Below are 25,817 nucleotides of genomic sequence, written 5' to 3'. Positions count from 1 at the left end.
ATAATTAGGACTTGACTCCTATCCACCACTTTGTCTGCTCTATCCACCACTTTTCGCGTTGTATCCGCTACTTTCTATCTTGTATCCGTAACTTGAAACTATCCTCTCTTTAGCTCTATCTTTATCCTGGAATCTCCTACTATTCCTAGGTGATTAACTATAAATAATCTAGCTAATTTTCAGAAATCACCTTGTTCTTCTTTAGTATCCATGTTAAATTGGTAACAATTATTGAGAATACTATTAAATTGAAAGCAAAAGTTGTTGCTTTTAATAATATTGAAGAAAAGAGTGACGTCATGACATTAAACAGAAGTATTGAAACAAAGCTTGTACAACTTGGTAATTTAAGTGACCCAGCAACAGGAGCTGTGAGCCCACCCATTCATTTATCGACTGCTTATAAACATACTGGGATTGGTGAATCTACTGGTTTTGACTATACACGTACAAAAAATCCTACACGTGCTCTTTTAGAAGCAGGAATTGCTGATTTAGAGGGTGGCGATATGGGCTTTGCCTGTAGTTCCGGGATGGCTGCCATTCAATTGGTGTTATCCCTATTTAAACCAGGCGATGAATTAGTCGTGCCAGATGATTTATATGGTGGTACATATAGACTTTTTAATTTCTTCCAAGATACTTATAATATTAAGCCTGTTTATTCAAAATTTGAATCGGTTGAACAGGTGGAAGCATTAATGAATGAAAATACACGTGCAATATTTATTGAAACACCAACAAATCCACTTATGCAGGAGTTTGATTTACAAGTGTATGCGGAGTTAGCACATAAGCATGGGGCATGGTTAATTGTGGATAATACTTTTTATACGCCTTACTTCCAACGCCCTATTGAATTAGGCGCAGATATTGTGCTTCATTCTGCAACGAAGTATATTGGTGGTCATAATGATGTTTTAGCTGGGCTAGTGGTTGCTAAAGGCACAGAATTAGCCGAACGCATTGGCTTTATTCATAATGGTAGTGGCATGGTGCTAGGAGCTATGGATTCATGGTTACTTATTCGTGGTCTAAAAACAATGCATCTACGCTTAAAGCAACATGATGCCAATGCGAAGGCGATTGCTGCTTACTTAGAGGAAGAAGAGTTAGTGACCGATGTCCTTTACACTGGAAAAGGTGGCATGCTGTCATTCCGCTTGCAAAAGCCTGAGTGGATTGACCCATTCCTTCGTAACTTAAAGTTAATTACTTTTGCTGAAAGTCTTGGCGGTGTCGAAAGCTTTATTACGTATCCTGCTACACAAACACATGCAGATATGCCTTATGAAGAGCGTGTGGAGCGTGGCGTTTGTGATCGTTTATTACGCTTCTCTGTTGGCATTGAGGAACCAGAAGATTTAATTGCAGACTTACGACAAGTGTTTGATATCCTTAGAAAAGAGGCGTAATTGATGAAGCAACGTATTGAAACAAGCCTCATTCACGCAGGTGTTCGTGATGGCTATAGTAATAAAAAAGGGGCTGTTAACGTCCCAATGTATCTGTCCTCTACTTTCCATCAAGAAAGTATAGATGAATTTGGAGAATATGATTATGCTCGTTCAGGCAACCCTACAAGAGATGCGTTAGAAAAAGCTGTAGCAGAGCTTGAGGGTGGCGTTCGTGCCCATGCATTTTCATCTGGTATCGCTGCCGTATCAGCAGCATTAATGCTGTTATCGCAGGGAGATCATATCGTCATGACTGAGGATGTTTATGGTGGAACCTATCGTTTTGTAACAAAGGTGTTGCCGCGCTTTGGGATTTCCCATACATTTGTAGATTTTACGGATCTAGCAGCTGTAGAAGCAGCAATCACGCCAGCTACAAAACTACTTTATATGGAAACACCATCAAATCCAACGTTAGGCATTACAGATATTCGTGGTGTAGTGGCGCTTGCCAAGCAACACCACTGCCTTACATTCTTGGATAATACTTTTATGACACCGTTACACCAACGCCCACTAGAACTTGGTGTAGATGTCGTCATTCATAGTGCAACGAAGTTTTTATCTGGACATTCTGATATTATTGCTGGCTTAACGGTTACTGCCGATGAAAAGCTAGGTCAGGATCTCTACTTTATCCAAAATTCATTCGGTAATATTTTAGGTGTACAGGATTCATTCACACTACTACAAAACATCAAAACAACAGATGTACGTTTTAGTCGTTCTGCTGAATCTGCACAAAAAATTGCTGTGTATTTGGCTAGCAATCCACTAGTTGAGCAGGTCTACTATCCAGGGCTTGCTTCACACCCAGGCTACGCTATTCATCAGCGTCAAAGCACAAGTCCTGGGGCCGTTTTATCCTTCCGACTACCAAGCTATGCAGCTGCCAAGGCATTGGTTGAGGCGATGACAATTCCAGTATTTGCGGTCTCTCTTGGAGGAGTAGAATCTATCCTTTCTTACCCTGCAAAAATGAGTCATGCGGCTATGGAGCCTGAAGAGCGTGCTAAACGAGGCATCACAGATGGTCTTCTACGTTTTTCTGTAGGACTTGAGCATGTTGATGATTTAATTGCTGATTTTGCACAAGCCCTAGAGATTGCTGCCAAGGCTTAATTGAATCAACATAAAAACCGCGTCCAATTGACGCGGTTTTATTATAATAGGTTCAATTTCTCACCTTTGCTAACAATCGGTATAAATAATCGCCATGCCCCTTTGCTAGCAGGGCATCTTGCTCAGCTGAAATCCAATAGAATGAAAAGATTAAATCCCCTTCGTTTAAGCCTGTTGGATGATGTTGCCATGCATCCCGTGTTTCATCGGATGTTAAATGATAAAAATACCGTTTCTGTAAAACACCTGATGGATGATTAAAATAATCCTGTGCTATTAGCGCTTGAACGACAAGTGTGGTTAGACCTGTTTCTTCTAGCATTTCCCGTTTCACAGCATCTAAAGGTGTTTCCCCTTCCTCAACCGTACCTTTGGGCACCTGGATACCTGCCCCAACTGAATTCTGTTCAAATACGAGTACCTGTAATTGATCCTCATGCGTTCTCGTGATATAGCCAAAAGCTTTTTCAATTACTTGCATGAAAGTGACCCCCTTTGAATGATTGAATGTTACAATAAAGAGAAAAATTGGAATAGAAGGTGAAAAGTGTTGACACTTATTATACGACAGATGCAAGAAAATGACATTACTTTTGTACAAGAAATTGCTAGAATAAGCTGGCATCATACATACGAAGGAATCATTCCACGTGACATTCAAGATCGTTTTTTACAACTAGCTTATAGTCGAGAACGATTAATCGAACGTCTCATCAATAGTCCGTTTCTCGTTGCAATTTTTGATGAATGGCTAGTAGGCTTTGCTAATTTTTCAAATGTAACACAAGGTGAGGCGGAGCTACATGCGATTTATTTACATCCTGATATGCATGGTAAGGGCGTGGGTACTGCACTTTTACAGGAAGGACTACGCATGCTCCCAAATCTATCGTCTTTATTTGTTTGTGTAGAGAAAGAAAATAAACTTGGTATGCATTTTTATCAAGCAAAGGGATTTGTAGCAATAGAAGAATTTGATGAACAATTTGATGGCCATCTACTTAAAACAGTTAAATTGGTTAAACAATATGAAAAAGTGTAACGGTTCTTGCAACTACCGTTACACTTTTATTTATGTAAGATTTATCTGCTCCGCTTGGATAACAAGTGCTGTTAAGCCCGTTATACTACCAGATTCATGTGCCTGACCTTGATGCCATAGTACTCCCTGTCCTGTTTTTATCGTGATTTTTTCAGCATCTTCACCACTAATCCATCCCTCTCCATTAATAACGATAAATAGCTGTGGAATGGGGGCTTCATGCAAACCAACCACACCGCCTGGCTCAATATAGATGAAACCGATCGTCGTAGGTACTTCCGTTTTCGTGATTTTTCTATAAAATGTATCGATGGATTGGTATTGATGAATTGGATTTGCTAAATCTTGTGTAAATTGTATGAGTTGCATTTCGCGAAAATCCCTTCCTTTTAGGCTAGTTCTTCTTCAGCAAATGCTAAAAGTGTTCCATCTTCTTTTTTAAAATAAAAAGCAAATGCATCATAGCCATTTCTTTTAATCGTTTCCCAGTTAGTGGTTTCTCCATTTATAAGTTGAACATTTTCTTGTTCATCTACCTCATAGTCGTCTATTTCTCCGTCATAGTCGATGTTATAGAAAAATGATAATACGACTTTTGTTTCGGGTAAATTATATTTTTCTAGAGGACGGTTGTCACGGTGATTCTCTGTATACGCCTCACAAAATAGCGCATTATAACCATGTAGAGTCGCATCAAAGAGCAAAATTTCCTCGGCAGATAAAGGATCTTTAGCAACGATTCTAGCGGTTGAGCCTGTAATATAAGGCATTTCCTCCCCTTCAATCATTAGCAAATCACCGTAATACCAAATTTCAAATTGTTCATTGCCTGCACTAGAATGAAGCTGAAACTGGGATTCAACGTCATCTATAATTTGGACGTTTCCTGCAAATTGCTGTAGATAAATGGGAATAGGATTAATCATAGCTTTCCTCTCCTTTTCTGTTAGAAATTACTTTCTTACAATATAATACATCTTTCTTAGTCATAAAGAAAAACCCAGAATTTTTTCTGGGCTTGATGACACTTACTTTTCTAGCATGATTAAAACTGACGGGCCTTTGCTTCACTTCGCAAGAGACGGTTATGGAGAGTAATCTCCGTTTCACCATTTACTTGCGATTTTGATCGCTTAATCCTTGACCAGTTGCGGTGGATTTTTTGAGATTTGGGGTCTAGTTGTTCGAACCTACTCATTTTTCATCCTCCTCATCATTATAGATTTCATAAGTGAAATCTTCTTTATTATGACCCGCTAAGGTGAATTTATACTAATTTCATAAGAAGCTTAGTTACTTCACTTTATTAGTTTTCGCTTAACCAAGTTAATGCATATTGTACATATAATTCGGCTCCAACGCGCAAACCATCTTCATCGATATTAAAATGGCCGTTATGATGTGCCCAGCGTGTATCCTTTTCTGTATTGCCTGAGCCTACTAGAGCAAAACAGCCAGGTACTTCATCTAAGTAAAAGCTAAAGTCTTCTCCACCCATTGTCGGATCATCAATATGATAAGCATCCGCGCCAAAATGTTCAGCTGCAAGGCGCTCGACTAAGCTGGCACTCGCCACATCATTGTTGACGGCTTGTGTACCATATTCATAAACGACCTCTGCTGTGCCACCATAAAGTGAGGCAATCTGGTCAGCATAATGACGAATTTGCGTTTCGATATGTGAACGAACCTCTTTATCAAAACAACGCACAGTCCCTTCTAAAATGGCATCTTCTGCAATTACATTAAAGCGTGTGCCAACCTCCATTTTTCCAATTGTAAGAACGGCAGGTTGAAGTGGATTGACTGTACGTGCCACAACTGTTTGGACATTCAAAGCAAACGTTGAAGCAATCATCACGGCATCAATGGCATCATGTGGGACTGCGGCATGACCGCCCTGCCCTTTAAAGCGCACTTTGAAAATATCAGCAGAGGCAAAGGCAGGACCTTTATTACACTGAATTTTCCCTGTGTCAATTTGTGACCAAATATGAATACCAAAGACGTTAGCTACACCTTTCATTGCTCCTTGCTCTACCATCGCTTTTGCGCCTGTAGCTACTTCTTCCGCTGGCTGGAAAATAAAACGAACTGTTCCCTCAATTTCTTCTTGTACCGTATGTAATGTCTTAGCTGCAATCAGCAACATGGCTGTATGCGCATCATGACCACAGGCATGCATCTTACCATCCGTTTTAGAGCGATACGGAATATCTTCTCGTATTTCATAAACTGATAATGCATCCATATCTGCACGTAAGGCAACGGTTTTTCCTTCCTTGCCCCCTTTTAACTCCGCAATAATGCCTGTTGGCTCTGTTCGTCTATACGGAATACCAAGGTTCTCTAAATATGCTGCTACATAATTCGTTGTTTCATATTCTTCCCAAGAAAGCTCTGGCTCACTGTGCAATTTTTGACGAATTGCCACAAGCTCACTATTTAATTCCGCAATAATTTCTTTCATTTTATTCATGCTGACTCTCTCCTTCTTTATAGCCAATTGACAAAAATACCCGCTAAAATCACAGATGTTATCGTTACACTAATGAAACCTCCCACAAGCATCGGTGGTAACATATGACTTAACAGCATTTCTCGTTCTTTTTGATCGGCTGTGGACGATTTCACTACTTCATTCGTTAAAATATAATCTGCTGGGAACCCATAGAGCGCTGTTAAGGATACAGCAAACGCTAAATTCGGGCTGACCTTTAAAACTTTTCCTGCGATGAAAGAGAAAATATACATACCAATAACTGCTAAGACAATAGACACTACTAATGGCACAATAATACGCATCAGCATTTCAGGGGAAGCCTGTTTTAAGCCATCAAATATAAAGAGCATTAACCCCATAATGGCAAAACCGAAGCCATTTGCTTTTTGCAATGGTTGTCTTTCTAAAAAACCAAATGTCGATGCAAGGACACCAAACACTAGGCATAGCACTAACGCATTGACTGTCACAACAGGTGCTAATGCTGTAGATGTACCATACGCTAATAATCCAACAAGCGCTAAACGGAAAAATTTAAAGTATTCTGTATTGTACTTGGTAGGAATTTTCCTAAATAATTTTGGTTGCTCAGATGCCTGTTCAACATCCTCTACCTGTGTTACCGATTGTATATTCCCTTGCTGATGTTCTTTTAATAAACGTTTTGCTTCACGCTTCAATACAATGGACGTGATGGGATATCCTGCAAAACCTTGAATGACATAAATTACAATGGCAAAGACGGCTAAATCCTCTAAGCCAGCTGCAGAAGCGCCTTCTGACATTACTAGCGCTGCCACAACACCACCGACTAATGGTGGAACTGCAACAATCATCGTTTTTAAATCAAATAGCAAGGCACCAATTGTAAATAATATGGCGATGATGCCTACAATACCAGCTAAAGAAATAACGATGGCTTTCCACTGGTTTTTCAATTCCTTAAGGGACAGAAGTGTACCCATATTCGTAATTAATAAATACATTAACATCGTGGCAACGACTGGACCAATCCCGGCAATACTAACAATATCTTTCGGGAAGAATGTCCAATAGCCAATTAAAAATAATACCGCACAGACGAACACAGATGGAATCCACGCCTTCGTTCTTGTTGCTACGATATCTCCGATGTAAAGAATAGCAAGTACTATCGTCAGTGCTAACATTTGCGACATATCAAAGAATTCTCCTAACTTAGTAATTTTTTAATGTCATCTATAATAATACTAATTATTCTTAAAATTCTATTTTTACAGAAAAGAAGAAAAACAGCGCATGAACGAGCATATTCGTGACACTAAAATTACGGTTTTCCAAATATTTAGATTTTAAAGAATTCTCATAAAGCGCTTACAAAAAAAATAGAACCATTATAAAATGGTTCTACTTTCTCTTACATGCTATTTTTTGAAACGATTACCTGTGTTCGCATAGATCAAAAAAAATATCGTAAGGGCGACAAAAAGTACAAGACCTACATGAAATAACCATTGTGTATGGAAAAATTCGTTTAGTATCCATAAAAGGACACAAAAACAGTAGCCATACATCATTTTTCCCATAAATCTTGCCAGTGCCTTTTCATCATATTGTTCTTTATCTTCCTGTGCCATCGTATGAAAGCCTTCAAGTAGAAAAGCTCCTTTACCTTGCGATAGAACAATGGCGAAGATGAGAAACGGCAGCATGATTATTAAATAGACAAGTACTCCCAAGGTTAATCATCCTACTTTTCATTTTTAATAAATTGCTCAATTGCTGGTAGTAATTCTTCATGCAGTGGCAGCGAAGGGTCTGCATAGGTTGCTAAGTTTTTGGCGCGATCTGCCGGTGCCTTTTTCAATACGTGATTCATACCCGCTAGATAAAGTAATTTTGAGTCTTGTTTGCCTTTCTTCAATGCCTCAGCATCGGCTTCCTTCACTTGTAAATCCGTTGTTCCTTGTACTAGCAATACACGGCTTTTTACTTTTGCAAGCTCATTAGCAGGTTGATATTTTAGCAAGGAAATCAGGAAAGGCTGTACAGATGGACGGAAAAGGGCCTGTAGCTCTGGCGAAATATTTTTCACTTGCTCCCCTTGCTTTAAAGCTGTCAAAATATTCGTGGATTCATTAAAAAGCTTTGGTGCTAATTGACCTTTTAATTGCTCTAAAAGCACTTCATCTAACGATCTACCTGCACCGGCAATGGAGACAAAGGATGCTACGCCTGTCTTTTGAGCCGCGAGCAAACCAATGAGTGAGCCTTCGCTATGACCAATCACATGGACACTTGTGTAGGCTTTATCAGCCATCAATGTTTGGATAATTTGTACAGCATCATCAACGTATTGGTCAAACGTTCCTTCCTCTTCCTTTGTTAAGAGCGCTTGATTGTCACCAAGTCCTCGCTTATCATAACGCACCGTCGCAATGCCCTGTTGTGCTAAACCTTCGGCCAACATTTTCAAGCTATTATTTTTTCCAGCCAAAGCGGAATTACCATCTTTATCAGTTGGCCCCGATCCTGCTATTATCAGTGCCACTGGTGATGGAGATGGAGAAGCCTTTTGTACAGCTACCGTTAAGTTACCGTTTTGAACGGGAATTTTTAATGTGTCATAGGTAACAGGTTGCTCTTTATAAGCCTTTAGTATTAAAGGAAATTTCCCACCATTTTGTTGAAATGTAGCCTCTATTTGTTCATTTTTGATTGTGCCATTAATGGCAATAGCAGAGCCGTTTAAATTTATGGACACTTTTACTTTATCACCTGTATACGTCACACTTTGAAATGGAAAATTAGATAAGCCCTGTGCTGGCACGGATAATGTACCACTTTCCTTCTTTAAATCGATAATAATCGGTAATGGTCCATTTGGCGTTTCAATAGTTCCTTCCCATTTTCCAATAAACTGTTCATTCATTGCATTTGTCCCCTTTGATCCTTGATGTTGTGCAGTGACCTCTTTTTGCCCACAGGCAGCTAAAAGTAAAATTGTACAGCAAATCAATAACCATTTTTTCATCTAATCTTCCTTTCTATATGAAAATCACCAATAAAATTGGCAGTAACGTAATCGCTATTAAGATGTAACACCATTTGTTCGCGAAATTTACAGTCCAACCAATCCCGAACTTTTTAGGCACTAATAAGGATGGATCATTTTTATTGCAATAAAAAATACCCCATTTCCAGTATTGATCATCTGTGGCAGCTGTTTCATTTGTATGTACCTCATCAAAACGTTCATTACTTTTACTGAGCTTCCAAATGAACACTAGTAAACCACCCAACGTAACGACATTAAAGACAAGAAAAAGTGGGAAGAAGTAGGGAGCCGTTTGGTCTTGTAAAATAACAGTTGTATAGTGTAAAACAACAAATAGAATTGTCATACTAAAATTAATGGCTGCCAGGTACCAGCTTCCGTATTTACGCTGAGTTAACTCCCGATGAATGGATGCTTCTTTGGCCTGTGCACTTAATTGAATTTTGGCACTTTTCATGCCTTGACTCATCATGAAAAAACAAATTTGTATTGCCAATAATATAAGTGGCATACTGATGACTGAGAGCCGCGATTTTTGAGTCCAACCATCGACCTCTCCTGCCCCATTCCAATGAGTTGCGAAAACCTTAGGGATTAACTCATAGTTCATGTACGTAAAAGCGATTAATGCAAGTGTGATGATAATGGGTACACTAAAAAATATAGGTGATAATGTTTCCTCTTTCTGGCGGATAGACAAATCTGTCACATATACTGTTTTTATTTGTGCCTCCCACTGCTCCTGCACCTTTAATTTTTTCGTTTTAGCATGATAACTCATGTAAAGACCTGATGATAAAAGGAGCATGACATACAAAAGGATAAAGGAAATTAAAGATACCTTCTCCTCTTGTATAGGTGAAAGATAGAGAGCGATTTGACCTACTAAGAATAAGCCAGCAATCCCTGCGATGATTTGGCTATAATGCTTCTTCCACAGCTTTAATTGTGGATGTTTGACATATGGTTCGGGTATGGAAACACCAAAAACAAGTGTTTTTCTTGTTAAATGTGGTGTCATCATTTCCATAATTCCGACAATGATAAAGATGCCTACAATTATAAGCATACTACCCCTACTTCCATTGTTTTAAAATTCGCTGGAACAAACTTGTCATTTGCTCTTTCTCGAGGCCACGCGCAAAAGCCTCCGCCATGATAGGCTTCAAGGCATTTTCGACTTTTTCAACCTCCGTTTCTTCCAGCGCTCTCTTTTGACCACCAATAATGACCGCTTTTGCTTTCGGCTTCAATTCAATTAAACCCTTCTCTTCAAGCTCATGATAACTTTTACTGACCGTGCTAACATTGATGCCTAGATCTGTAGCCATCGAACGTACAGACGGTAAAGTATCACCATTTTTCAGCTCACCTTGCGCAATGCATTCTATTATTTGATTGGCCAATTGTTTATATAGCTGCAATTCACTGTTTGGATCTAATTGTATTTGCATAATAACCCTCCAATCTGTATTGCTTATAACCAAACAGAAATCTGTTATGCATAGAATAATACAGATTTTAATTAATGTCAAATGAAGGAATTTTTTATGGTGTTGAGTAGAGGTTTTTTCACAATAAGAGCGGGAGCCTTCCCTTAGTAGTGCTTTGAACTTCATTTAGAGCGGGTTCTCCTCCCCTAGGAGCACTTTGAACTTCCATTTAGAGCGGATCCCCCTTCCTTAGGAGCGCTTTAATCTTCATTTAGAGCGGGTTCTCCTTCCTAGGAGCGCTTTGAACTTCATTTAGAGCGGATATCTTGAGTACTTAGACCCCAAATAAGAAACAAAAAGGACCCAGAATAATTCTGGATCCATGGACACTTATTGCTTCTATTTGATTTTTAACTGATATGGTTTACACTTCTTCTTAATCTATAGCAAAACAGAATGTTCTGTTTCACCTTTAGGCTTAAGATTTATGAAGCTTCAACCTTCAACAGTTGTGGCGGACTTTCCTGAGATTCTTGGTCTTTGGGTGTTTGACTATTACTACTCATTCTGCATCCTCCCCATCAGATTAGATTAATAAGTGGTTCCTCTCTTATTATGAGCCTTCTTCTATTTTTTATACATGCTTTAGCTTTTCTCTGCAAAGAGTTGTTGGGCTATCGTTAAAGCATTTTGCACTCTTGGAAAACCGATGTAGGGTGCTAATTGTAAAAGTGCCTCGACCACTTCTGTCTGTGTCAAGCCTGCATGTAATCCACGCTGAATATGCGTTTTGGTTTGTGGTGCAGCACCTTGTGTAACTACCGCTGTTATCACGACGAGTGCTCGACTCTTTGCATCCAGCCCAGGCCGTGCATAGACATCACCGTAAGCAAATTCAATAATCATTTTGCGTAAATCGGGTGCTATATCGGCTAATGCATCGGATTCAATCATCCGTGCTGCTTCTTCTTCTGTCACATATTGTTTAATTGTTTCGAGCCCCTTTGTAAAACGTTCATTCATTTCTTCATCCCTCCTACATTTACTTATACAAAAACCCCAATTCCGCGTCTCCAGAATTGGGGATTGTCCTTCACATATGTAAGGTTCTCTTCTTCACGTCACCCTCTGGCTCAGTTGAAAAAGGATAAAGGTTTTCATAGTGCCTCACAGGACAGCTTTAATGAATATCTATGCAAAAAGTCACAAGGACATGCACGCAAAAATTAAATGGCTACAAGACAGGCTTTCGCTTTTTCAATTTGGATTTTTACTTGTTCAAAGCCAGTACCACCTAAGGAATGGCGGCGACGAACAGCAGCTTCTGGCGCTAGTACATCATAAATATCCGCTTCAATTAACGTACTTTCTTGCTGCATTTCTTCCAATGGCAAGTCTAATAAATAAATGCCCTTTTGAATACATGTAAAGACAAGCTTACCAGTCACCTCATGTGCCTCACGGAATGGCATCCCCTTTGTAGCAAGATAATCTGCTAGCTCCGTTGCATTTGAAAAATCAGCGTGAACAGCCTGATGTAAGCGTTCCGTGTTGACAGTCATTGTACGAACCATACCTTCAAAGATTTTAAGGGAACCAAGAATCGTATGAACAGTGTCAAACATCCCCTCTTTGTCCTCCTGCATATCTTTGTTATATGTTAATGGTGTGCCTTTTAACACCGTTAATAAGCCCATTAGATTCCCATAAACACGCCCTGTTTTACCACGAATAAGCTCTGCCATATCTGGGTTTTTCTTTTGTGGCATAATCGAAGAACCTGTTGAGAAGGCATCATCCAGTTCGATAAATTTAAATTCATCTGTAGACCAGATAATAATTTCCTCAGCAAAGCGTGATAAATGCGCCATAAGTAAGGAGGAATGACTTAAAAATTCCACGATAAAATCACGATCACTTACAGCATCCATGGAGTTTGCGTAAACCTCGCTAAACCCTAATAACTCTGCTGATTTTAAACGGTCAATCGGGAAAGTTGTCCCTGCCATTGCCCCAGCACCTAAAGGTAAAATATCAATACGTTTTATGGATTCTGTAAAACGTTGTTTATCACGCTCTAGCATCCAAAAATAAGCCATTAAATGGTGTGCAAAGGAGATTGGCTGTGCACGTTGTAGATGCGTATAACCTGGTGCAATCGTTTCAATATGCTCTTGTGCTTTGTCTAATAGTGTTTGTTGGAACGTCACAATTAAATCAATTGCTTCCTGCACACGCTTTTTCAAGAAAAGATGCATATCCGTTGCTACTTGGTCATTTCGGCTACGTCCTGTATGTAGTTTGCCACCGACAGGACCTATTAAATCAATTAACATTTTTTCTAAATTTAAGTGTATATCTTCATTGGCAACGCTAAATTCAAGCTCACCTGCGATTGCCTTATCTTTTAATTGGGCAAGACCACCTAGTATGGCCTCTACATCAGCTGCTGGTAAAATTCCTGTAGCACCAAGCATTGTGACATGTGCAACACTACCTTCAAGGTCCTCTAGCACAAGTTGCTGGTCAAAGCCAATGGATGCGCCAAATTCGTCTACCCATGCTTCTGCTGATTTTTGGAAACGTCCACCCCAAAGTTTTGTCATGTCAGCTCACCTTTTCCTCGATTACTTATTAAAAGGTGTAGTATAAGCACAAATGCCTCACCACACCTTGCTTGTTCAACATTACTTTTTATTCACAGATGAGTTCACTACAGTTGGTAGACCCCATAACTCGATAAAGCCTACAGCGGAAGCGTGATTGAATTGATCTTCCTTCGAGTATGTTGCTAGCTTTTCACTGTATAATGAATTTGGTGATTTACGTCCTTCTACAATCGCATGTCCTTTAAATAGTTTCACACGTACTGTACCATTCACATATTGTTGTGTTTGCGCAAGGAATGCTTCCAGAGCATCACGTAATGGTGAGAACCATAGACCGTCATAAATTAATTCGGATAGTTTTTTCTCGATTACTGGCTTGAAGTGTGCTAATTCTTTTACAAGCGTTAAGTCCTCAAGCTCTTTATGCGCTGTTAACAGCACTTTTGCACCTGGAATTTCATAAACCTCACGAGATTTAATACCAACTAAACGATTTTCAACGTGATCGATACGTCCTACACCATGAGCACCTGCTACTGCATTTAATTCTTGAATTAAATCAGCAAGCTTCATTTCTTTTCCGTTTAATGCTACTGGTTTACCAGCTACAAACTCGATTTCCACATACTCTGCTTCATTCGGTGCATTTTCAACAGAAACAGTTAAGCCATAAGCTTCTTCTGGTGGTGACACCCATGGGTCTTCCATGATGCCAGCTTCATTCGCACGGCCCCATAGGTTTTGGTCGATTGAGAATGGTGAATCCAATGTTGCAGGAATCGGTACATTATGCTTCATTGCATATTCGATTTCCTCATCACGGCTCCAGCCCCACTCACGTACTGGTGCTAATACCTCTAAATCTGGATTTAATGCTTTAATCGATACTTCAAAACGAACTTGGTCATTCCCTTTACCTGTGCAACCATGCGCAACAGCATCTGCGCCTACTTGATTAGCAATCTCTACTAGTTTTTTCGAGATAAGTGGACGGGAAAGTGCTGATACTAATGGATACTTTTGCTCATACCAAGTATGTGCTTGTAAAGAAATTAATGCATACCCTTCAGCAAATTCGTCTTTCGCATCTACCATATAAGATTCAATCGCTCCTACTTGAAGAGCTTTATTTTTTACGAATTCAAGATCTTTCCCTTCGCCAACGTCAAGACATACTGCAATTACGTCCCAACCTTGTTCTTTTAACCATGGAATTGCTACCGAAGTATCAAGTCCACCCGAATAAGCTAATACCACTTTTTTATTTGCCATTAAAAATGCGCCTCCATTGCTCTATCGATATGTATGTTTATACATTCATTTAAAAGTTTATACACGAATAGTATCATGTTATAAAAATAAATACAAGTGTATTTTTATAAATTCATAGACTTTTATTTTTATTGTCAAAAGTAAGTCGTTCCTTGTATAAGGTTGACAAGAAATCCATGGCAATTCACTCGAAAAAACGTTTTTTTACTATATATATAAATGTATACTATATAAATTTAGCAACGGACGAAAAAAAAGAATCCATGATACAAACTGGATTCTTTCTAGTTACTTGGCTGATTGTATCTTATACAATACTTTTTTAGGATTAATCAAAATAAGTAGAACGGCCACCGCCGAATATAAAATGGCATTATACATAATTAAATCAATTAGGTTTCCATTAATGGAGCCGATAAAAAAATTAAAGAGCTGATGAATAATAATAGGAATGATTAAATTCTGATTGATCGTATAAAATACTGTCATGATGATGGTCGTAGCTATAATCGTTAACATAAAGAAGAAGCTATATTTGATCAAATCCATTCCCATAAACCCTGTTGTAAGCCATATCGGTAAATGCCACATTCCCCACCAAAAGCCTATGATAATTGAAGCTATTAATGGCGAATACTTCTTTTGCAGCTCCAGCAGTGCAAAGCCCCTCCATCCTAACTCCTCACCCAGTGGTCCTGACAAAAGCGTTCTAACAAAATAAAAACTGAGCATGCCCCATGAAGACAGCGTAAAAATAGAGTTTTCTTCATAATTATTCATGATATGAAACAAAATCATGATAAAGATAGCTGTTTGTATCATCACGATTAAAACAATTACTGAAAGTGACAATTTGTTTTTGAATTTTTGTTTGACAAAGTGTATAAAACGTTGCCCAGGATAGATTCTTGGAAATAGTAACGCAAAGGCAAAGGTGGATGACCAAGCCGATAGACAGCGTACGGTATCAAATAGCCAAGTAGGATAGCCTAATAGCTTGACGGCTCCTACAACACAGAAAAGTGGCCAAAAAATAATATTGGTTAAAATAATAAAGCTTGCTACTGGTTTTTTTAATTTCTTTTTTCTACGCAAGTAGATCCCCCATTTCATCTGAATATCTTCAGCATAAACCTAGGAGTTGCTCACAGGTCAAACCCATTTTGCCATTATTTTATCGGTACATACATTTCTAAAAAAATACGTTCAAGCCCTTCTTCATAAGTGGTAAGCAATAAGTTGATATAAACAAGCCCTAAAAGCTCATAGCCTTTTTCCTTAGCTACTTTTCTTATACCAGCCTCTACTTTATTGTCTGTATTTTTGCCACCTGTTGACCAGCGCCCATCTTCAATAACTGTATAAAGACATTTGGGATGCGCTAAAACTTCACCTTTAATTGGATGATCGCTATTTTCTACTTTCCTGACAACCATAAATTTATTTTCGAGCATTCCGCTATCATCGAATCTAATAACTCTTCTTAAAGAAGTAAGAATTACCGCTTTTTTTATACTGTCTGCATTTTCTTTTAACGAATCATATTCATCATAGGCTGTATAATGATCTATTACGCCCATTATTTCTAATGGTTTCATTTCCTTTATAGTATACGTGCCTAGATATTGGCTAATTTTTTGACAATCCTCTTTTACAAGCTGGAGCTTTTTTAATTGTAGCTTTTTATAAGCTATTTCCTCTAACATTACTTGTTCTTTTTCTACTAACAATGATTGGATGCCCTCTATACTCTTGCCTTTTCTCAATTCCTGAATCTTTTTGATTTCAAAATCAATTTCTCTATAAAAATTGATTGTTGTGATATCGTATATATCAAAATGATTGTATGTTCTATACCCATTTTCACTATTTTGCTGGGGCTTTACTAACCCCTTTTCTTCATAAAATTTTAAGGTATCTCTAGAAACTCCTAAAAATTTTGCAACTTGACCAATTGTATACATCTATGTCTCCTTTTCAACTCTTTCTTTTTACTACTATAGCTACAATTATATGTAAATATGAAAAAACCGTAGACATGCACGTGAAGCATGTTTACAGTTTCAAACGTTGTTATTTCTTATGGAAAAATGATTTGCCTAGCCATTCAATGGTTGCAGGGGCTAATGCATACAATTTACTCGACAATCCCATAATTCTAGGTAGATTAATCTCACGAACAGGACGATCAATCGTTTTCACTGTCTCTTGAGCTACTTCCTCCGCTGACAATAAAAAGCGCCCTAAGGATTCTCGGTAGCCACTTGTATCATTGGCTTTATCTAAAAATGGTGTATCAATGGGACCAGGATGGATGGCTGTCACTTTTACATTGTACGGAGCTAATTCCATACGCAATCCATTGGTAAAACCGACAATAGCATGTTTCGTCGCAGCATAGACACTCGCTTTTGGTGTGGCCACCTTCCCAGCCTGAGAACCAATGAATATTAAATGGCCCTGTTTGCGCTCTATCATCTTAGAGGCTAATCGTTTGGCAAGATAAATGGGTACGCTAACATTTAATTCGATCATTTGCGCAATATCCTCATCCTGTAAAGCAGGGGCTACAGCAAACTTCCCTACACCTGCTGAAAGAATCGCTACATCAATCGATGGTAGCTGCGCACAAACATCATCAAGTGTATGTAGATTGGTTAAATCCGCTTGGATCACTTGAGCACCTAAACGCTCTAGCACCTTTAGTGCAACGGCATTGCGACCTGTGGCATAAACGATATGCCCTTGAGCTACTAGTAATTCAGTTATTTTTAAGCCAACCCCACTTGTAGCTCCTGTCACAAAGATTGTTTTGTTAGGATGTTTCATGTATAAACCTACTTCCTTTGAAATAAAAAGATACCTGCTTCTGTCTTTGTTGACGTAATATACTCATTGGCCTCTAGGTAATCTAAATGACCAAGTGTTTTAGATAAAGTTAAACCAAGCTGATGCTGGAAGATAGCCGGATACAAGCGTTTTGTTACTTGGACAACTGTTAATTGATCATCGCCTAATAATTCAAAAACTTTCATTGATTGTTGGTGCTGTCGCTCTAATCGTTTATCAATTAACAACGGAATATCCTCTAGCTCTGCTCCATGCCCTGTATGCATCATTTTGACAGGTAATTGACGTAGAATTTCAAGGGATGCATTATATTGTAGTAAAGATTTTGTACGTCCTACAGTACGATCCAATGGTGGCTCTATTAATGGATTGGGCGTTATTTTTTCAAGCAATAAATCTCCACCAATCACATGATGAGTTTTTTCATCCCAAAAAATGAAGTGACTTTGTGCGTGACCTAATGTTTCGATTGCCTTTAATCCTGGATGCCCAGGAACTTCATCTCCATCTTCCAAAATTTGCGTTAATGGTCGTTCCCCTACAAGCTCCAATTCACGACGAACATGGACACTTTTTGCAATATATTCTTGTGGTACCCCATGCTCCAATAAACGTTCACTGTAAAATTGTTCATGATAGCGTAAAAAGTCTTCATCATGACGAAGCCATTTGTCATTATAGGCATGCCCTAAAATTTCTGCATATGGAAAAGCATCGACCCATCCCGCATGATCTGGATGATGATGGGTTAACACAACCTGTTCAATATCTTGCATGTCAAAGCCTGCTGCTCGAATCCCCCATTTTAAAGCATCATAGGCTTCCATTGTTTTTGGGCCAACATCAAAAATGCTAAGTGCATCGCCTTTTACAATAAATGCATTGACATCTCCTACTGCATAGGGTGTTGGTATTTCTATTTTGTATATAGACAAAGTTGTCTCCCCCTTTTCACGCACTTGTGAATACTGATTCATTCTATTTTACAAGTTTTTTCTGTTTTCGTCATCCTCCTGTTGACAGGTTGCCTATTCCTCACTATAATTTTGAATAATCTAATTATTTATGTGCGTTGAAGAAGACGAGTACGTATCTGGTGAAGGTGTTAGAGAGTGTTACATTTGCTGAGAGTAACATCACCCGCTCCCATTACCGAACCTACTTCTGAGCAGTTATGCAAACATAACCGTTTCCCTTGCGATAAGAGGGCTAAGAGTTGTGCCAACAATTGGCAAACAAAGGTGGTACCGCGGAAACGAGAGCGTTTTCGTCCTTCTAGATAAGGACGAGAGCGCTTTTTTATTTTGAACTGGAGGTTTTGTTCATGAAAAAAATTTTATTTATCGGTGCAGGCTCAATGGCGGAAGCATTGATGCAAGGCTGGATTAAACAAAAGGTGTTCACACCACAGGAAATTTACGTCACCAATCGCTCAGACAAGGAACGCTTACATTTCCTACATGAAACATATGGTGTCCATTGTGTGTTTGATCCTACGATTTTTCAACAGGCAGATCTGATTATCTTAGCGATGAAACCGAAAGATGCTATTGCTGCTATGTGTGATTTAAAGCCTAAACTTACGGCACACACTGCTGTACTATCTATTTTAGCAGGCATTGCGATTGATACAATTACAGAATTTTTAGGGAGTCGCCCAGTAGCAAGGGTGATGCCGAATACTTCCGCTACAATCGGCATGTCAGCAAGTGGCATTGCATTCAATAACGAGGTATCTGCAGACCAGCGTATCCTATTCCTCCAGTTATTAGAGGCTGTTGGCTCCGTTATTGAAGTCGATGAAGATCAGTTACATGCAGTCACAGCCCTTTCAGGTAGCGGCCCTGCCTATATCTATTATTTAATGGAAGCTTTTGAACGAGTAGGGACGAAGGTAGGCTTATCGAAAGATACGGTGCGCTTGCTAATGACTCAAACACTTGCGGGGACAGCTGAGATGCTCAAGCAGTCATTAGATGAACCAGATGTCTTACGCAAAAAGGTGACGAGTCCTGGTGGCACGACGGAGGCAGGGATACAGGCATTAGAACAATATCAATTTAATGAAGCCATCGAAGCTTGCATTAAAGAAGCGGAGGCACGATCTCGTTCACTTGCAAATGGGTAGCATTATGTGCAAAATAGAGTGTATCACTAGGAATTAGGAGGCTTTATTTTGAGTAAATTATTCGAACCCTATACATTGCAATCTATCACCTTAAAAAACCGTGTTGTGATGGCACCTATGTGCATGTACTCAGCACAAGACGATGGCATGGTAACGCCCTTTCATTTCGTCCATTATGCAACACGTGCAGCTGGTCAAGTAGGCTTAATCATTTTAGAAGCTACTGGTGTTGTGCCAGAAGGTCGTATCTCAAATAAGGATTTAGGGATTTGGGATGATGCACATATTGAAGGATTAAGTCAATTAGTTGAGGAGATGAAAGCGTACGGCGCTAAAACAGGCATCCAGCTTGCACATGCTGGTCGCAAAGCAACAGTAGATGGCGAAATTTTTGCTCCATCAGCTATTGCCTTTAGTTCAGACTATAAAACACCAACAGAAATGACAGAAGAGGACATTCACTATGTCATCGAGGCATTTAAACAAGCAGCTATTCGTGCCGCAAAGGCTGGCTTTGATGTACTAGAAATTCATGGCGCACATGGCTATTTAATTAGCGAGTTTTTATCACCTGCTACGAATAAACGTCAAGATCAATATGGGGGCTCACAGGAAAATCGATATCGCATTCTACGTCAAGTCATCGATGCTGTTCGCAGTGTATGGGATGGTCCTTTATTGGTACGTGTCTCTGCGGAAGATTATGCGGAAGATGGTACAACAATGGATGACTTTATTGTTTTTAGCCGCTGGATGAAATCTCAAGGTGTTGATTTAGTTGATGTGTCAACAGGGGGCGTTGTACCAGCAGCCATCAATGTCTTTCCAGGCTATCAGGTACCACATGCAGAAGCGATTAAGCATGGGGCTGATATTCCTACTGGTGCAGTTGGTCTTATTACCACAGCCATTCAAGCCGAAGAGATACTCCAAAATAATCGTGCAGATTTAATATTCTTAGCGCGTGTTTTATTACGAGACCCTTACTGGGCACTACATGCAGCTAAAGAGCTAGGAGAAGACGTGCAGCCTCCCGTACAATACGTCCGTGGTTGGTAATTACATTTCCATCAAAAAACAGCTTGTGCTCCAGCAAGCTGTTTTTTCATTAGAAAAGTGGATTTTGTTTTAATTCTTCATCAATAGCCTGTACCAATGTCTCCGCGTCATCTGCTGTCACAACTTCCCCATTTACTATCGCAAAAATACCTTGCTCACAGATTTCACAATGGGATGTACAACCAGATTCCTCTATCTCAATATCTTCTCGTTCTACTAATACATCATACGCATCTGCCGCACCAAGTGCTAAATTAGTGATACAAAACTCCACTCTATTTTTTAGCTGCTGTGGTTCCTTCTTTTTTTTAAAAAGAGAAAATACCATGTTTATTGACCCCCTACTCTCTAAAAATAATCATACCACAATTCCATAAACTTCATGCAAACTGTAGCGTTAAGCAAAATGATTATCATAAAATACTATTAATCTTTCAGCTCAATCAACATAAGTTTTTCTTATGAAATTAATGTACAACCATTAAACGAAGATGACTGCCTTGAAAAAAGGTAGTTACAAACTTATCATGCAAAACCTTCAAGTACAATTTTGCAGTCAACTAAAATAGCTATTTATGTTGTTCAATCAAATCATCAGTCTACTCCATACATCGTGTAAACAAAACTCCCACACAAATGTAGTGCTTTTATTAAGTAAATATTAAAAACAACCAAGTCTCTTATGTATGACCTGGTTGTTTTATCTATTATTTAACGTATTGTGTCTTTTTAATAACCGATTTTAACGCCACCCCTACTACACATATAAATCCAATAACTAACAATAAAAATCCTATTGGAATAAGAAAGAATGGTTCTTCTAATGTACCATCAGGTGCTACATTACTCCCTTTCACCATAAAGATTAAAAAACTAAGTACGCCTAATATGATTGGCATTAATGCAAAAATATATTTTTTCATAACTTTTTCTTCTCTCCTAAATATTTTTATGTTTAATTCCTACACTGCAGCTTTCTACAACTCGCTGTAACAATCATAAATCCAAAATATATTCTAAGTCAATTATTTTTTATTGATAAACAATAAATTTTTATTCTAATTCAACCAATCTCAAAATTGACATTTTGAAATTCTAACTATAAAATGACCATAATCTCAAGTGATAATATGGAAGGGTGATTTGTATGAACTATGAAGATTTAATGCAATGGAAAGGTTATTTGTTTTTAGATAATATAGTAGAGCCAGGGACAAACTCTTTGAGAGTCTCTATTTCTAGAGCTTCCGTCAGCGCCGAAAGCGAGGATATAAGTTTTGAGGAATATACTATAAATGATGTCTATCCTATTGAAATTGATAAGACATTACCGGTCATACATATAGAATTCGATTCATATGTAGCCTATACTGTTTTTGACGAATCATTTCATTTTGTCAATCAAGAAGATGATTTCTTGGGTAACTCAGTACGTCTTTTTACAAAATCAACTTATTTAGATTTTATAAGTAAAGGAACTATAGCTCTCGATATCTATTCCTACAAGGAGCTATTCCATTATCAGATTGTTTGTTTAGACCATATTATTGATATTGTCTCATTCGATAAACCCACTATTATAAGCGAATAAGTAGTTTTTAAAACAGTCAATGAAATTTTGTTGTCTGTTTTCTTTATTTCTATTAAAGCATCTCGTAAAAGGTAGCTCCCGTAAGTTCAATTATTTTTTAATAGAAACTTTAAAATATTTTTTGTAAACTCTTCGTATGAAGTATTCTTTCCACGTTGGTTATACCACTTTCGTATTGTTTCTACTAACCAAAACGGCACAGAATTTCCATCAATTAAATGATAGTATTGCTCATATCCTTTTTTTAAATGCTCCCATCGATGATCATTACCCTGTAGTGTGTACTCAGAGACATCAATTATTTTTGCCCTTCCATTCTGTAGCAAAATATTTTTCAAATGAATATCACGAGGGTTAAGGCCCTTCTTCCGAACATATTCTCTTGCATCCTCTACTTCATTTATAACCTGTTTTGGAATGTGAATACCTTGTAGAATGCAATCAAAAAGCGTTTTTCCTTCTTCGTAACTTAAAACAAGGTATTCGTCATGTGAAGCAAAGCATGTTGAAAAGAAAGGTGAATCTCCAAGTATTTGATACACATTTGCTTCAACTTTTACTTTGTGCACTTTGTCTTTGGCATATAGTTTAAATGCATACGCTGGGGCGGAAAGAGCTTGAAAAACAGCCGCATCTGTCCCAACACCTATACATTTCAAATCATCAGCTTCACCACTTATGGTAACAGGCTCGTTATTTGGATTTGAAAAAACGTTTATTTTAGAAAGAGAACCTATAGCTTTATCCCAATCGTTTTCCATTTCCATCTCTCCCATCATTTGCATTGAAGTATACTACACTATCTAATTACTTTAGTAGGGATTCTATATCGCCCCTAACAATATTCAAATCTCAAGTTTCCTACACACACTCTTTAATTTTAAAACGTTGGGAACTACTAGAAGTTTCTATATCCATTTCTCCATATGGAAAGTATACGGCTTTGTTAGCTACAGAAGAACCAGTTCTATCCTCTATTTACCCTTAACCACCTTTATTAAAAACTCAAAGTGATTTGGGTTTTATTTTTATCATGATTGTCACGAACTTATAGCTAGCCTTGACACAAAAAGAAACGCTGTGTCAGACTACTTCACAGCGTTTCTTCTATTAATCTTTAAAAATCATATTCAGCATCTTTTTTGGCTCGAATTTCTGCAAAAGCCTCTGTAACCATCACGGTATCCTCTGCTAACCGTTCTAAACGAAAAAGGACATCATCATTGACAATTTCTTTACGTAAAAAATCCTTTTCTTCTATAAATACATAGGTCGGTACGATGTGCGCTTTCATATAAGCAAGGATCGGCTTTAGTTGCTGTTCCACCATTAAATAATGCTTGGATGTACCCGCTGTAACAATAACACTGACGACTTTATCGCGGAAGGCATTGACAGGTAAAAGGTCAAAGATGTTTTTTAATGTAGCTGGTATAGATGCTTGGAATGTTGGCGTCCCAATAACGATCGCATCTGCAGCCATCATGGTTTCCGTCACATATTTTGTATCGCCTTCATATTCAAAGTAATTACGTCCATCACTAAAAACTAGCTGATAGTCAGCAAGATCTAGTAATGTTACTTCATGCTGTGGGTATTTTTCTTGTAACATCTCGACTAACTTTTGTGTAGCTGTTCTTGTCTTTGAGCCGACAATAGAACCCGCAAGTGCGACAATTTTCATAATGAGCCACTCCTTATTTTGCTGTGTGTTTTTTTATCGCTGGAATTATATCATTACCAATGATTTCAATATTTTTCATCAATTTTTCGAAGGGTACGCCACCAAAATCGATTTGTGCCATAAAGCGTTGCATGCCATATAGTTCGTATTGATAAAGTAGTTTTTCAATAATTTGCTCTTTACTGCCCACCATTAAAGCATCACGTGTATCAGGCGCTTGTGCAAATTGTTGCTTTGGATAGCCCCCACCACGAATAGCTTGGAAACCACCGTTTAAATGTGGATACATGCCCTGCAATGCCTCTTTTGTTGTGTCTGCTACATAAAACAAGCTTGTTGTGGCAATAGGTAATTCATTTGGGTCAAAGCCTTTGCGCTCTGCCGCTTCGCGATAGGCATCCACTGATGGTTTAAAGTTGATAGCAGGTCCACCTAATGTTGTAAGCATCATCGGAATGCCCATATAACCTGCTTTAATGGCACTGGCAGGTGGTCCACCCACCGCACGCCATATTGGCAACGAGCCGTTTTTTGGCTGCGGTAAAATTTGTGCATGGTGGAGAGGTGCTCTAAATTGCCCTTCCCAAGTCACAAGCTCCTCGTCATTGATTTTCATAAGAAGCTCTAATTTTTCCTCAAAGATTTCTTCATAATCTTGTAAATCAACACCTAATAAGTGATAGGCACCTACACGTGAACCACGTCCCGCTACAATTTCTGCACGACCATCTGATAATAAATCAATTGTGGCAAAATCCTCATATACTCGTACAGGGTCTGAAACACTTAATACGGTTGCGGAGCTAGTCAATTTAATGGTCGAAGTTGCTTGTGCGATAGCACCTAACACGACCGTATGTGCCTGTGTTGTAAAATAAGACTGATGACTTTCACCTATGCCAAATACATCAATTCCAGCTTGCTCTGCTAATTGACTTGCCTCGACTAGCTCTTTTAGTCGTTGTTGAGCAGAAATACGCTCGCCCGTTAGTGGATTAGGGATATGATCACCTAAAGAGTACAGTCCGAATTCGAGTCCTTGTGCTTGATCAATACGATATTTTTCCATCATGTGTTATCTCTCCTTATTCTAGCGGTTCTAAAATAGCTTCAATTTCTGAACGTCTCTCTTCTAAAAATGGCGGGAGGTCTAACTCTTTGCCAAGTTCTTCGACTGCTGAATCTACCGTAAACCCTGGCCCATCTGTCGCCATTTCAAATAAAATACCGTTACGATCTCTAAAATATAGACTTTGGAAATAATAACGATCAACCACACCAGTACTATCCAATCCAAGCTCCTTAATTTTGGTATCCCATTGCTGTAATTCTTCAACGGTTGCAACACGTAACGCAAGATGGTGAATACTGCCTTTACCAGGTTTCTCGCTTGGTCCTTCTAATTCTTTGACAACAATCTCGCCAAGCACTTCCCCTTCTATCGATTGTAGGACCGTTTCTTTGTCCTTTTCTGCAATAACTGTATAGTGAAATAAATCTTGTAATAAATTGACCGTTCTTGATAAATATCGCACAGTGATTTCAATAGTCCCCATGCCTAAAATACGATGTTCCTGCGGTATATCATTTCCATCCCATGGTTGCCATTGAGCAGGCGTTTCTTGTCCTTGGTGGTTTAACAATACCATCCGTAAACCTTCATGATCTTCAAAAAATAAAGCCTCTTTGCCTGCATAAGTAGTGATTTCGCTATGTTCTACCTCTAGCTGCTGAAAGCGTTCTTTCCAATATAGTAGGCTTTCGAAGCTAGGTACAAGTAAGCCAATACGTGTAATAGCATTCGTCCCTCGCACTGTACGTCCTGCAACAGGCATTTCAAAAAATGTTAATTCTGTACCTGCTGCGCCTGTTAAGTCTCCATAAAATAAGTGATACATGGAAGGTGAGTCTTGATTCACCGTTTTTTTCACACGTCGTAACCCTAAAATAGTTGTGTAGAAATGATTATTCTGTTTACCATTTTTCGTTAGCATTGATATATGATGGTGTCCGCTTAATTTGTTCATCAT

29 protein-coding genes are annotated in these 25,817 nt (G+C 38.6%); 6 read left to right on the top strand and 23 right to left on the bottom strand.

The window, feature by feature from the left end:
* Positions 1-299 precede the first annotated feature (299 nt).
* The gene (locus BFM98_RS00725) at positions 300-1,415 is read left to right on the top strand and encodes a methionine biosynthesis PLP-dependent protein (RefSeq protein ID WP_048392381.1); all 1,116 of its coding nucleotides are present in this window, start codon (positions 300-302) and stop codon (positions 1,413-1,415) included.
* A gap of 3 nt (positions 1,416-1,418) precedes the next feature.
* A complete protein-coding gene (locus tag BFM98_RS00720) occupies positions 1,419-2,579 on the top strand; it encodes an aminotransferase class I/II-fold pyridoxal phosphate-dependent enzyme (protein ID WP_048392380.1) in 1,161 nt (386 codons plus the stop codon).
* 52 nt (positions 2,580-2,631) lie between these two features.
* Here the strand turns inward: BFM98_RS00720 and BFM98_RS00715 are convergent, their stop codons facing one another.
* Entirely contained in the window at positions 2,632-3,060 is a 429-nt protein-coding gene (locus BFM98_RS00715; protein WP_004231389.1) for an NUDIX hydrolase, read from the bottom strand.
* A gap of 69 nt (positions 3,061-3,129) precedes the next feature.
* Between BFM98_RS00715 and BFM98_RS00710 the strand changes: the two genes are divergently transcribed.
* Complete coding sequence (locus tag BFM98_RS00710; protein ID WP_004231387.1) at positions 3,130-3,621, top strand: GNAT family N-acetyltransferase; 492 nt, start codon at positions 3,130-3,132, stop codon at positions 3,619-3,621.
* A gap of 30 nt (positions 3,622-3,651) precedes the next feature.
* Here BFM98_RS00710 and BFM98_RS00705 read toward each other — a convergent pair whose 3' ends face one another.
* From BFM98_RS00705 to BFM98_RS00630, 16 genes are all read right to left on the bottom strand, one after another.
* Entirely contained in the window at positions 3,652-3,990 is a 339-nt protein-coding gene (locus BFM98_RS00705; RefSeq protein WP_066036257.1) for a cupin domain-containing protein, read from the bottom strand.
* Positions 3,991-4,010: 20 nt separating this feature from the next.
* A complete protein-coding gene (locus BFM98_RS00700; protein WP_066036256.1) occupies positions 4,011-4,547 on the bottom strand; it encodes a hypothetical protein in 537 nt (178 codons plus the stop codon).
* A gap of 119 nt (positions 4,548-4,666) precedes the next feature.
* Complete coding sequence (locus BFM98_RS00695; protein ID WP_004231380.1) at positions 4,667-4,819, bottom strand: YpzG family protein; 153 nt, start codon at positions 4,817-4,819, stop codon at positions 4,667-4,669.
* Positions 4,820-4,927: 108 nt separating this feature from the next.
* Positions 4,928-6,100 carry an amidohydrolase gene (locus BFM98_RS00690; RefSeq protein WP_066036255.1) on the bottom strand — a complete coding sequence of 391 codons (1,173 nt, stop codon included), beginning with the start codon at positions 6,098-6,100 and terminating at the stop codon, positions 4,928-4,930.
* Positions 6,101-6,117: 17 nt separating this feature from the next.
* Positions 6,118-7,302, bottom strand: a complete 1,185-nt coding sequence (locus BFM98_RS00685; RefSeq protein ID WP_066036254.1) for a hypothetical protein — start codon at positions 7,300-7,302, stop codon at positions 6,118-6,120.
* A gap of 225 nt (positions 7,303-7,527) precedes the next feature.
* A complete protein-coding gene (locus tag BFM98_RS00680) occupies positions 7,528-7,842 on the bottom strand; it encodes a DUF3784 domain-containing protein (protein ID WP_083225184.1) in 315 nt (104 codons plus the stop codon).
* Between the two features lie 11 nt (positions 7,843-7,853).
* A complete protein-coding gene (locus BFM98_RS00675) occupies positions 7,854-9,137 on the bottom strand; it encodes an alpha/beta hydrolase (RefSeq protein ID WP_048392373.1) in 1,284 nt (427 codons plus the stop codon).
* Positions 9,138-9,150: 13 nt separating this feature from the next.
* Positions 9,151-10,230, bottom strand: coding sequence for a DUF1648 domain-containing protein (locus tag BFM98_RS00670; RefSeq protein ID WP_066036253.1), 1,080 nt, complete (start codon positions 10,228-10,230; stop codon positions 9,151-9,153).
* A 7-nt stretch (positions 10,231-10,237) separates the two neighbouring features.
* Positions 10,238-10,615 carry a GntR family transcriptional regulator gene (locus BFM98_RS00665; RefSeq protein ID WP_054549216.1) on the bottom strand — a complete coding sequence of 126 codons (378 nt, stop codon included), beginning with the start codon at positions 10,613-10,615 and terminating at the stop codon, positions 10,238-10,240.
* Positions 10,616-11,239: 624 nt separating this feature from the next.
* Complete coding sequence (locus BFM98_RS00660; protein WP_048392371.1) at positions 11,240-11,617, bottom strand: carboxymuconolactone decarboxylase family protein; 378 nt, start codon at positions 11,615-11,617, stop codon at positions 11,240-11,242.
* Positions 11,618-11,820: 203 nt separating this feature from the next.
* Positions 11,821-13,200 carry an argininosuccinate lyase gene (gene argH / locus BFM98_RS00655; protein WP_009370279.1) on the bottom strand — a complete coding sequence of 460 codons (1,380 nt, stop codon included), beginning with the start codon at positions 13,198-13,200 and terminating at the stop codon, positions 11,821-11,823.
* An 81-nt stretch (positions 13,201-13,281) separates the two neighbouring features.
* Positions 13,282-14,475 carry an argininosuccinate synthase gene (locus BFM98_RS00650; protein ID WP_004231366.1) on the bottom strand — a complete coding sequence of 398 codons (1,194 nt, stop codon included), beginning with the start codon at positions 14,473-14,475 and terminating at the stop codon, positions 13,282-13,284.
* A 288-nt stretch (positions 14,476-14,763) separates the two neighbouring features.
* Entirely contained in the window at positions 14,764-15,570 is an 807-nt protein-coding gene (locus tag BFM98_RS00645; protein WP_066036252.1) for a CPBP family intramembrane glutamic endopeptidase, read from the bottom strand.
* 74 nt (positions 15,571-15,644) lie between these two features.
* Entirely contained in the window at positions 15,645-16,439 is a 795-nt protein-coding gene (locus BFM98_RS00640) for a MerR family transcriptional regulator (RefSeq protein ID WP_066036251.1), read from the bottom strand.
* Positions 16,440-16,548: 109 nt separating this feature from the next.
* Positions 16,549-17,304 carry an SDR family NAD(P)-dependent oxidoreductase gene (locus BFM98_RS00635; protein ID WP_066036250.1) on the bottom strand — a complete coding sequence of 252 codons (756 nt, stop codon included), beginning with the start codon at positions 17,302-17,304 and terminating at the stop codon, positions 16,549-16,551.
* A gap of 8 nt (positions 17,305-17,312) precedes the next feature.
* Positions 17,313-18,302 carry an MBL fold metallo-hydrolase gene (locus BFM98_RS00630; protein WP_175400690.1) on the bottom strand — a complete coding sequence of 330 codons (990 nt, stop codon included), beginning with the start codon at positions 18,300-18,302 and terminating at the stop codon, positions 17,313-17,315.
* A 347-nt stretch (positions 18,303-18,649) separates the two neighbouring features.
* On the opposite strand from BFM98_RS00630, the gene proC reads away from it, so the two are divergent.
* Positions 18,650-19,453 carry a pyrroline-5-carboxylate reductase gene (gene proC / locus BFM98_RS00625; protein WP_066036249.1) on the top strand — a complete coding sequence of 268 codons (804 nt, stop codon included), beginning with the start codon at positions 18,650-18,652 and terminating at the stop codon, positions 19,451-19,453.
* Positions 19,454-19,501: 48 nt separating this feature from the next.
* Positions 19,502-20,512 carry an NADPH dehydrogenase NamA gene (gene namA, locus BFM98_RS00620; protein ID WP_066036248.1) on the top strand — a complete coding sequence of 337 codons (1,011 nt, stop codon included), beginning with the start codon at positions 19,502-19,504 and terminating at the stop codon, positions 20,510-20,512.
* Between the two features lie 49 nt (positions 20,513-20,561).
* Here the strand turns inward: namA and BFM98_RS00615 are convergent, their stop codons facing one another.
* Together BFM98_RS00615 and BFM98_RS00610 are read right to left on the bottom strand one after the other, a co-directional pair.
* Entirely contained in the window at positions 20,562-20,840 is a 279-nt protein-coding gene (locus BFM98_RS00615) for a YuzB family protein (RefSeq protein WP_004231354.1), read from the bottom strand.
* Positions 20,841-21,219: 379 nt separating this feature from the next.
* Positions 21,220-21,435 carry a DUF3955 domain-containing protein gene (locus BFM98_RS00610; protein ID WP_048392365.1) on the bottom strand — a complete coding sequence of 72 codons (216 nt, stop codon included), beginning with the start codon at positions 21,433-21,435 and terminating at the stop codon, positions 21,220-21,222.
* A 224-nt stretch (positions 21,436-21,659) separates the two neighbouring features.
* Between BFM98_RS00610 and BFM98_RS00605 the strand changes: the two genes are divergently transcribed.
* Positions 21,660-22,103: a hypothetical protein gene (locus tag BFM98_RS00605; protein ID WP_004231350.1), complete on the top strand. Its 444-nt coding sequence runs from the start codon at positions 21,660-21,662 to the stop codon at positions 22,101-22,103.
* An 86-nt stretch (positions 22,104-22,189) separates the two neighbouring features.
* On the opposite strand, the gene BFM98_RS00600 is transcribed toward BFM98_RS00605, so the two are convergent.
* The 4 genes from BFM98_RS00600 to BFM98_RS00585 form a co-directional block, all read right to left on the bottom strand.
* Complete coding sequence (locus tag BFM98_RS00600) at positions 22,190-22,864, bottom strand: serine/threonine protein kinase (protein WP_048392363.1); 675 nt, start codon at positions 22,862-22,864, stop codon at positions 22,190-22,192.
* A 356-nt stretch (positions 22,865-23,220) separates the two neighbouring features.
* The gene (locus BFM98_RS00595; RefSeq protein WP_066036247.1) at positions 23,221-23,787 is read right to left on the bottom strand and encodes an NADPH-dependent FMN reductase; all 567 of its coding nucleotides are present in this window, start codon (positions 23,785-23,787) and stop codon (positions 23,221-23,223) included.
* A gap of 13 nt (positions 23,788-23,800) precedes the next feature.
* The gene (locus BFM98_RS00590; protein ID WP_066036260.1) at positions 23,801-24,856 is read right to left on the bottom strand and encodes an LLM class flavin-dependent oxidoreductase; all 1,056 of its coding nucleotides are present in this window, start codon (positions 24,854-24,856) and stop codon (positions 23,801-23,803) included.
* 16 nt (positions 24,857-24,872) lie between these two features.
* Entirely contained in the window at positions 24,873-25,814 is a 942-nt protein-coding gene (locus BFM98_RS00585; protein WP_066036259.1) for a ring-cleaving dioxygenase, read from the bottom strand.
* Positions 25,815-25,817: the final 3 nt, after the last annotated feature.

It is taken from the genome of Lysinibacillus sp. AR18-8, assembly GCF_001705465.1.
Classification (GTDB): domain Bacteria; phylum Bacillota; class Bacilli; order Bacillales_A; family Planococcaceae; genus Lysinibacillus; species Lysinibacillus capsici.
The sequence above is the reverse complement of the archived record's forward strand: the minus strand, read 5'-3'. Positions and strand labels throughout refer to the sequence as shown.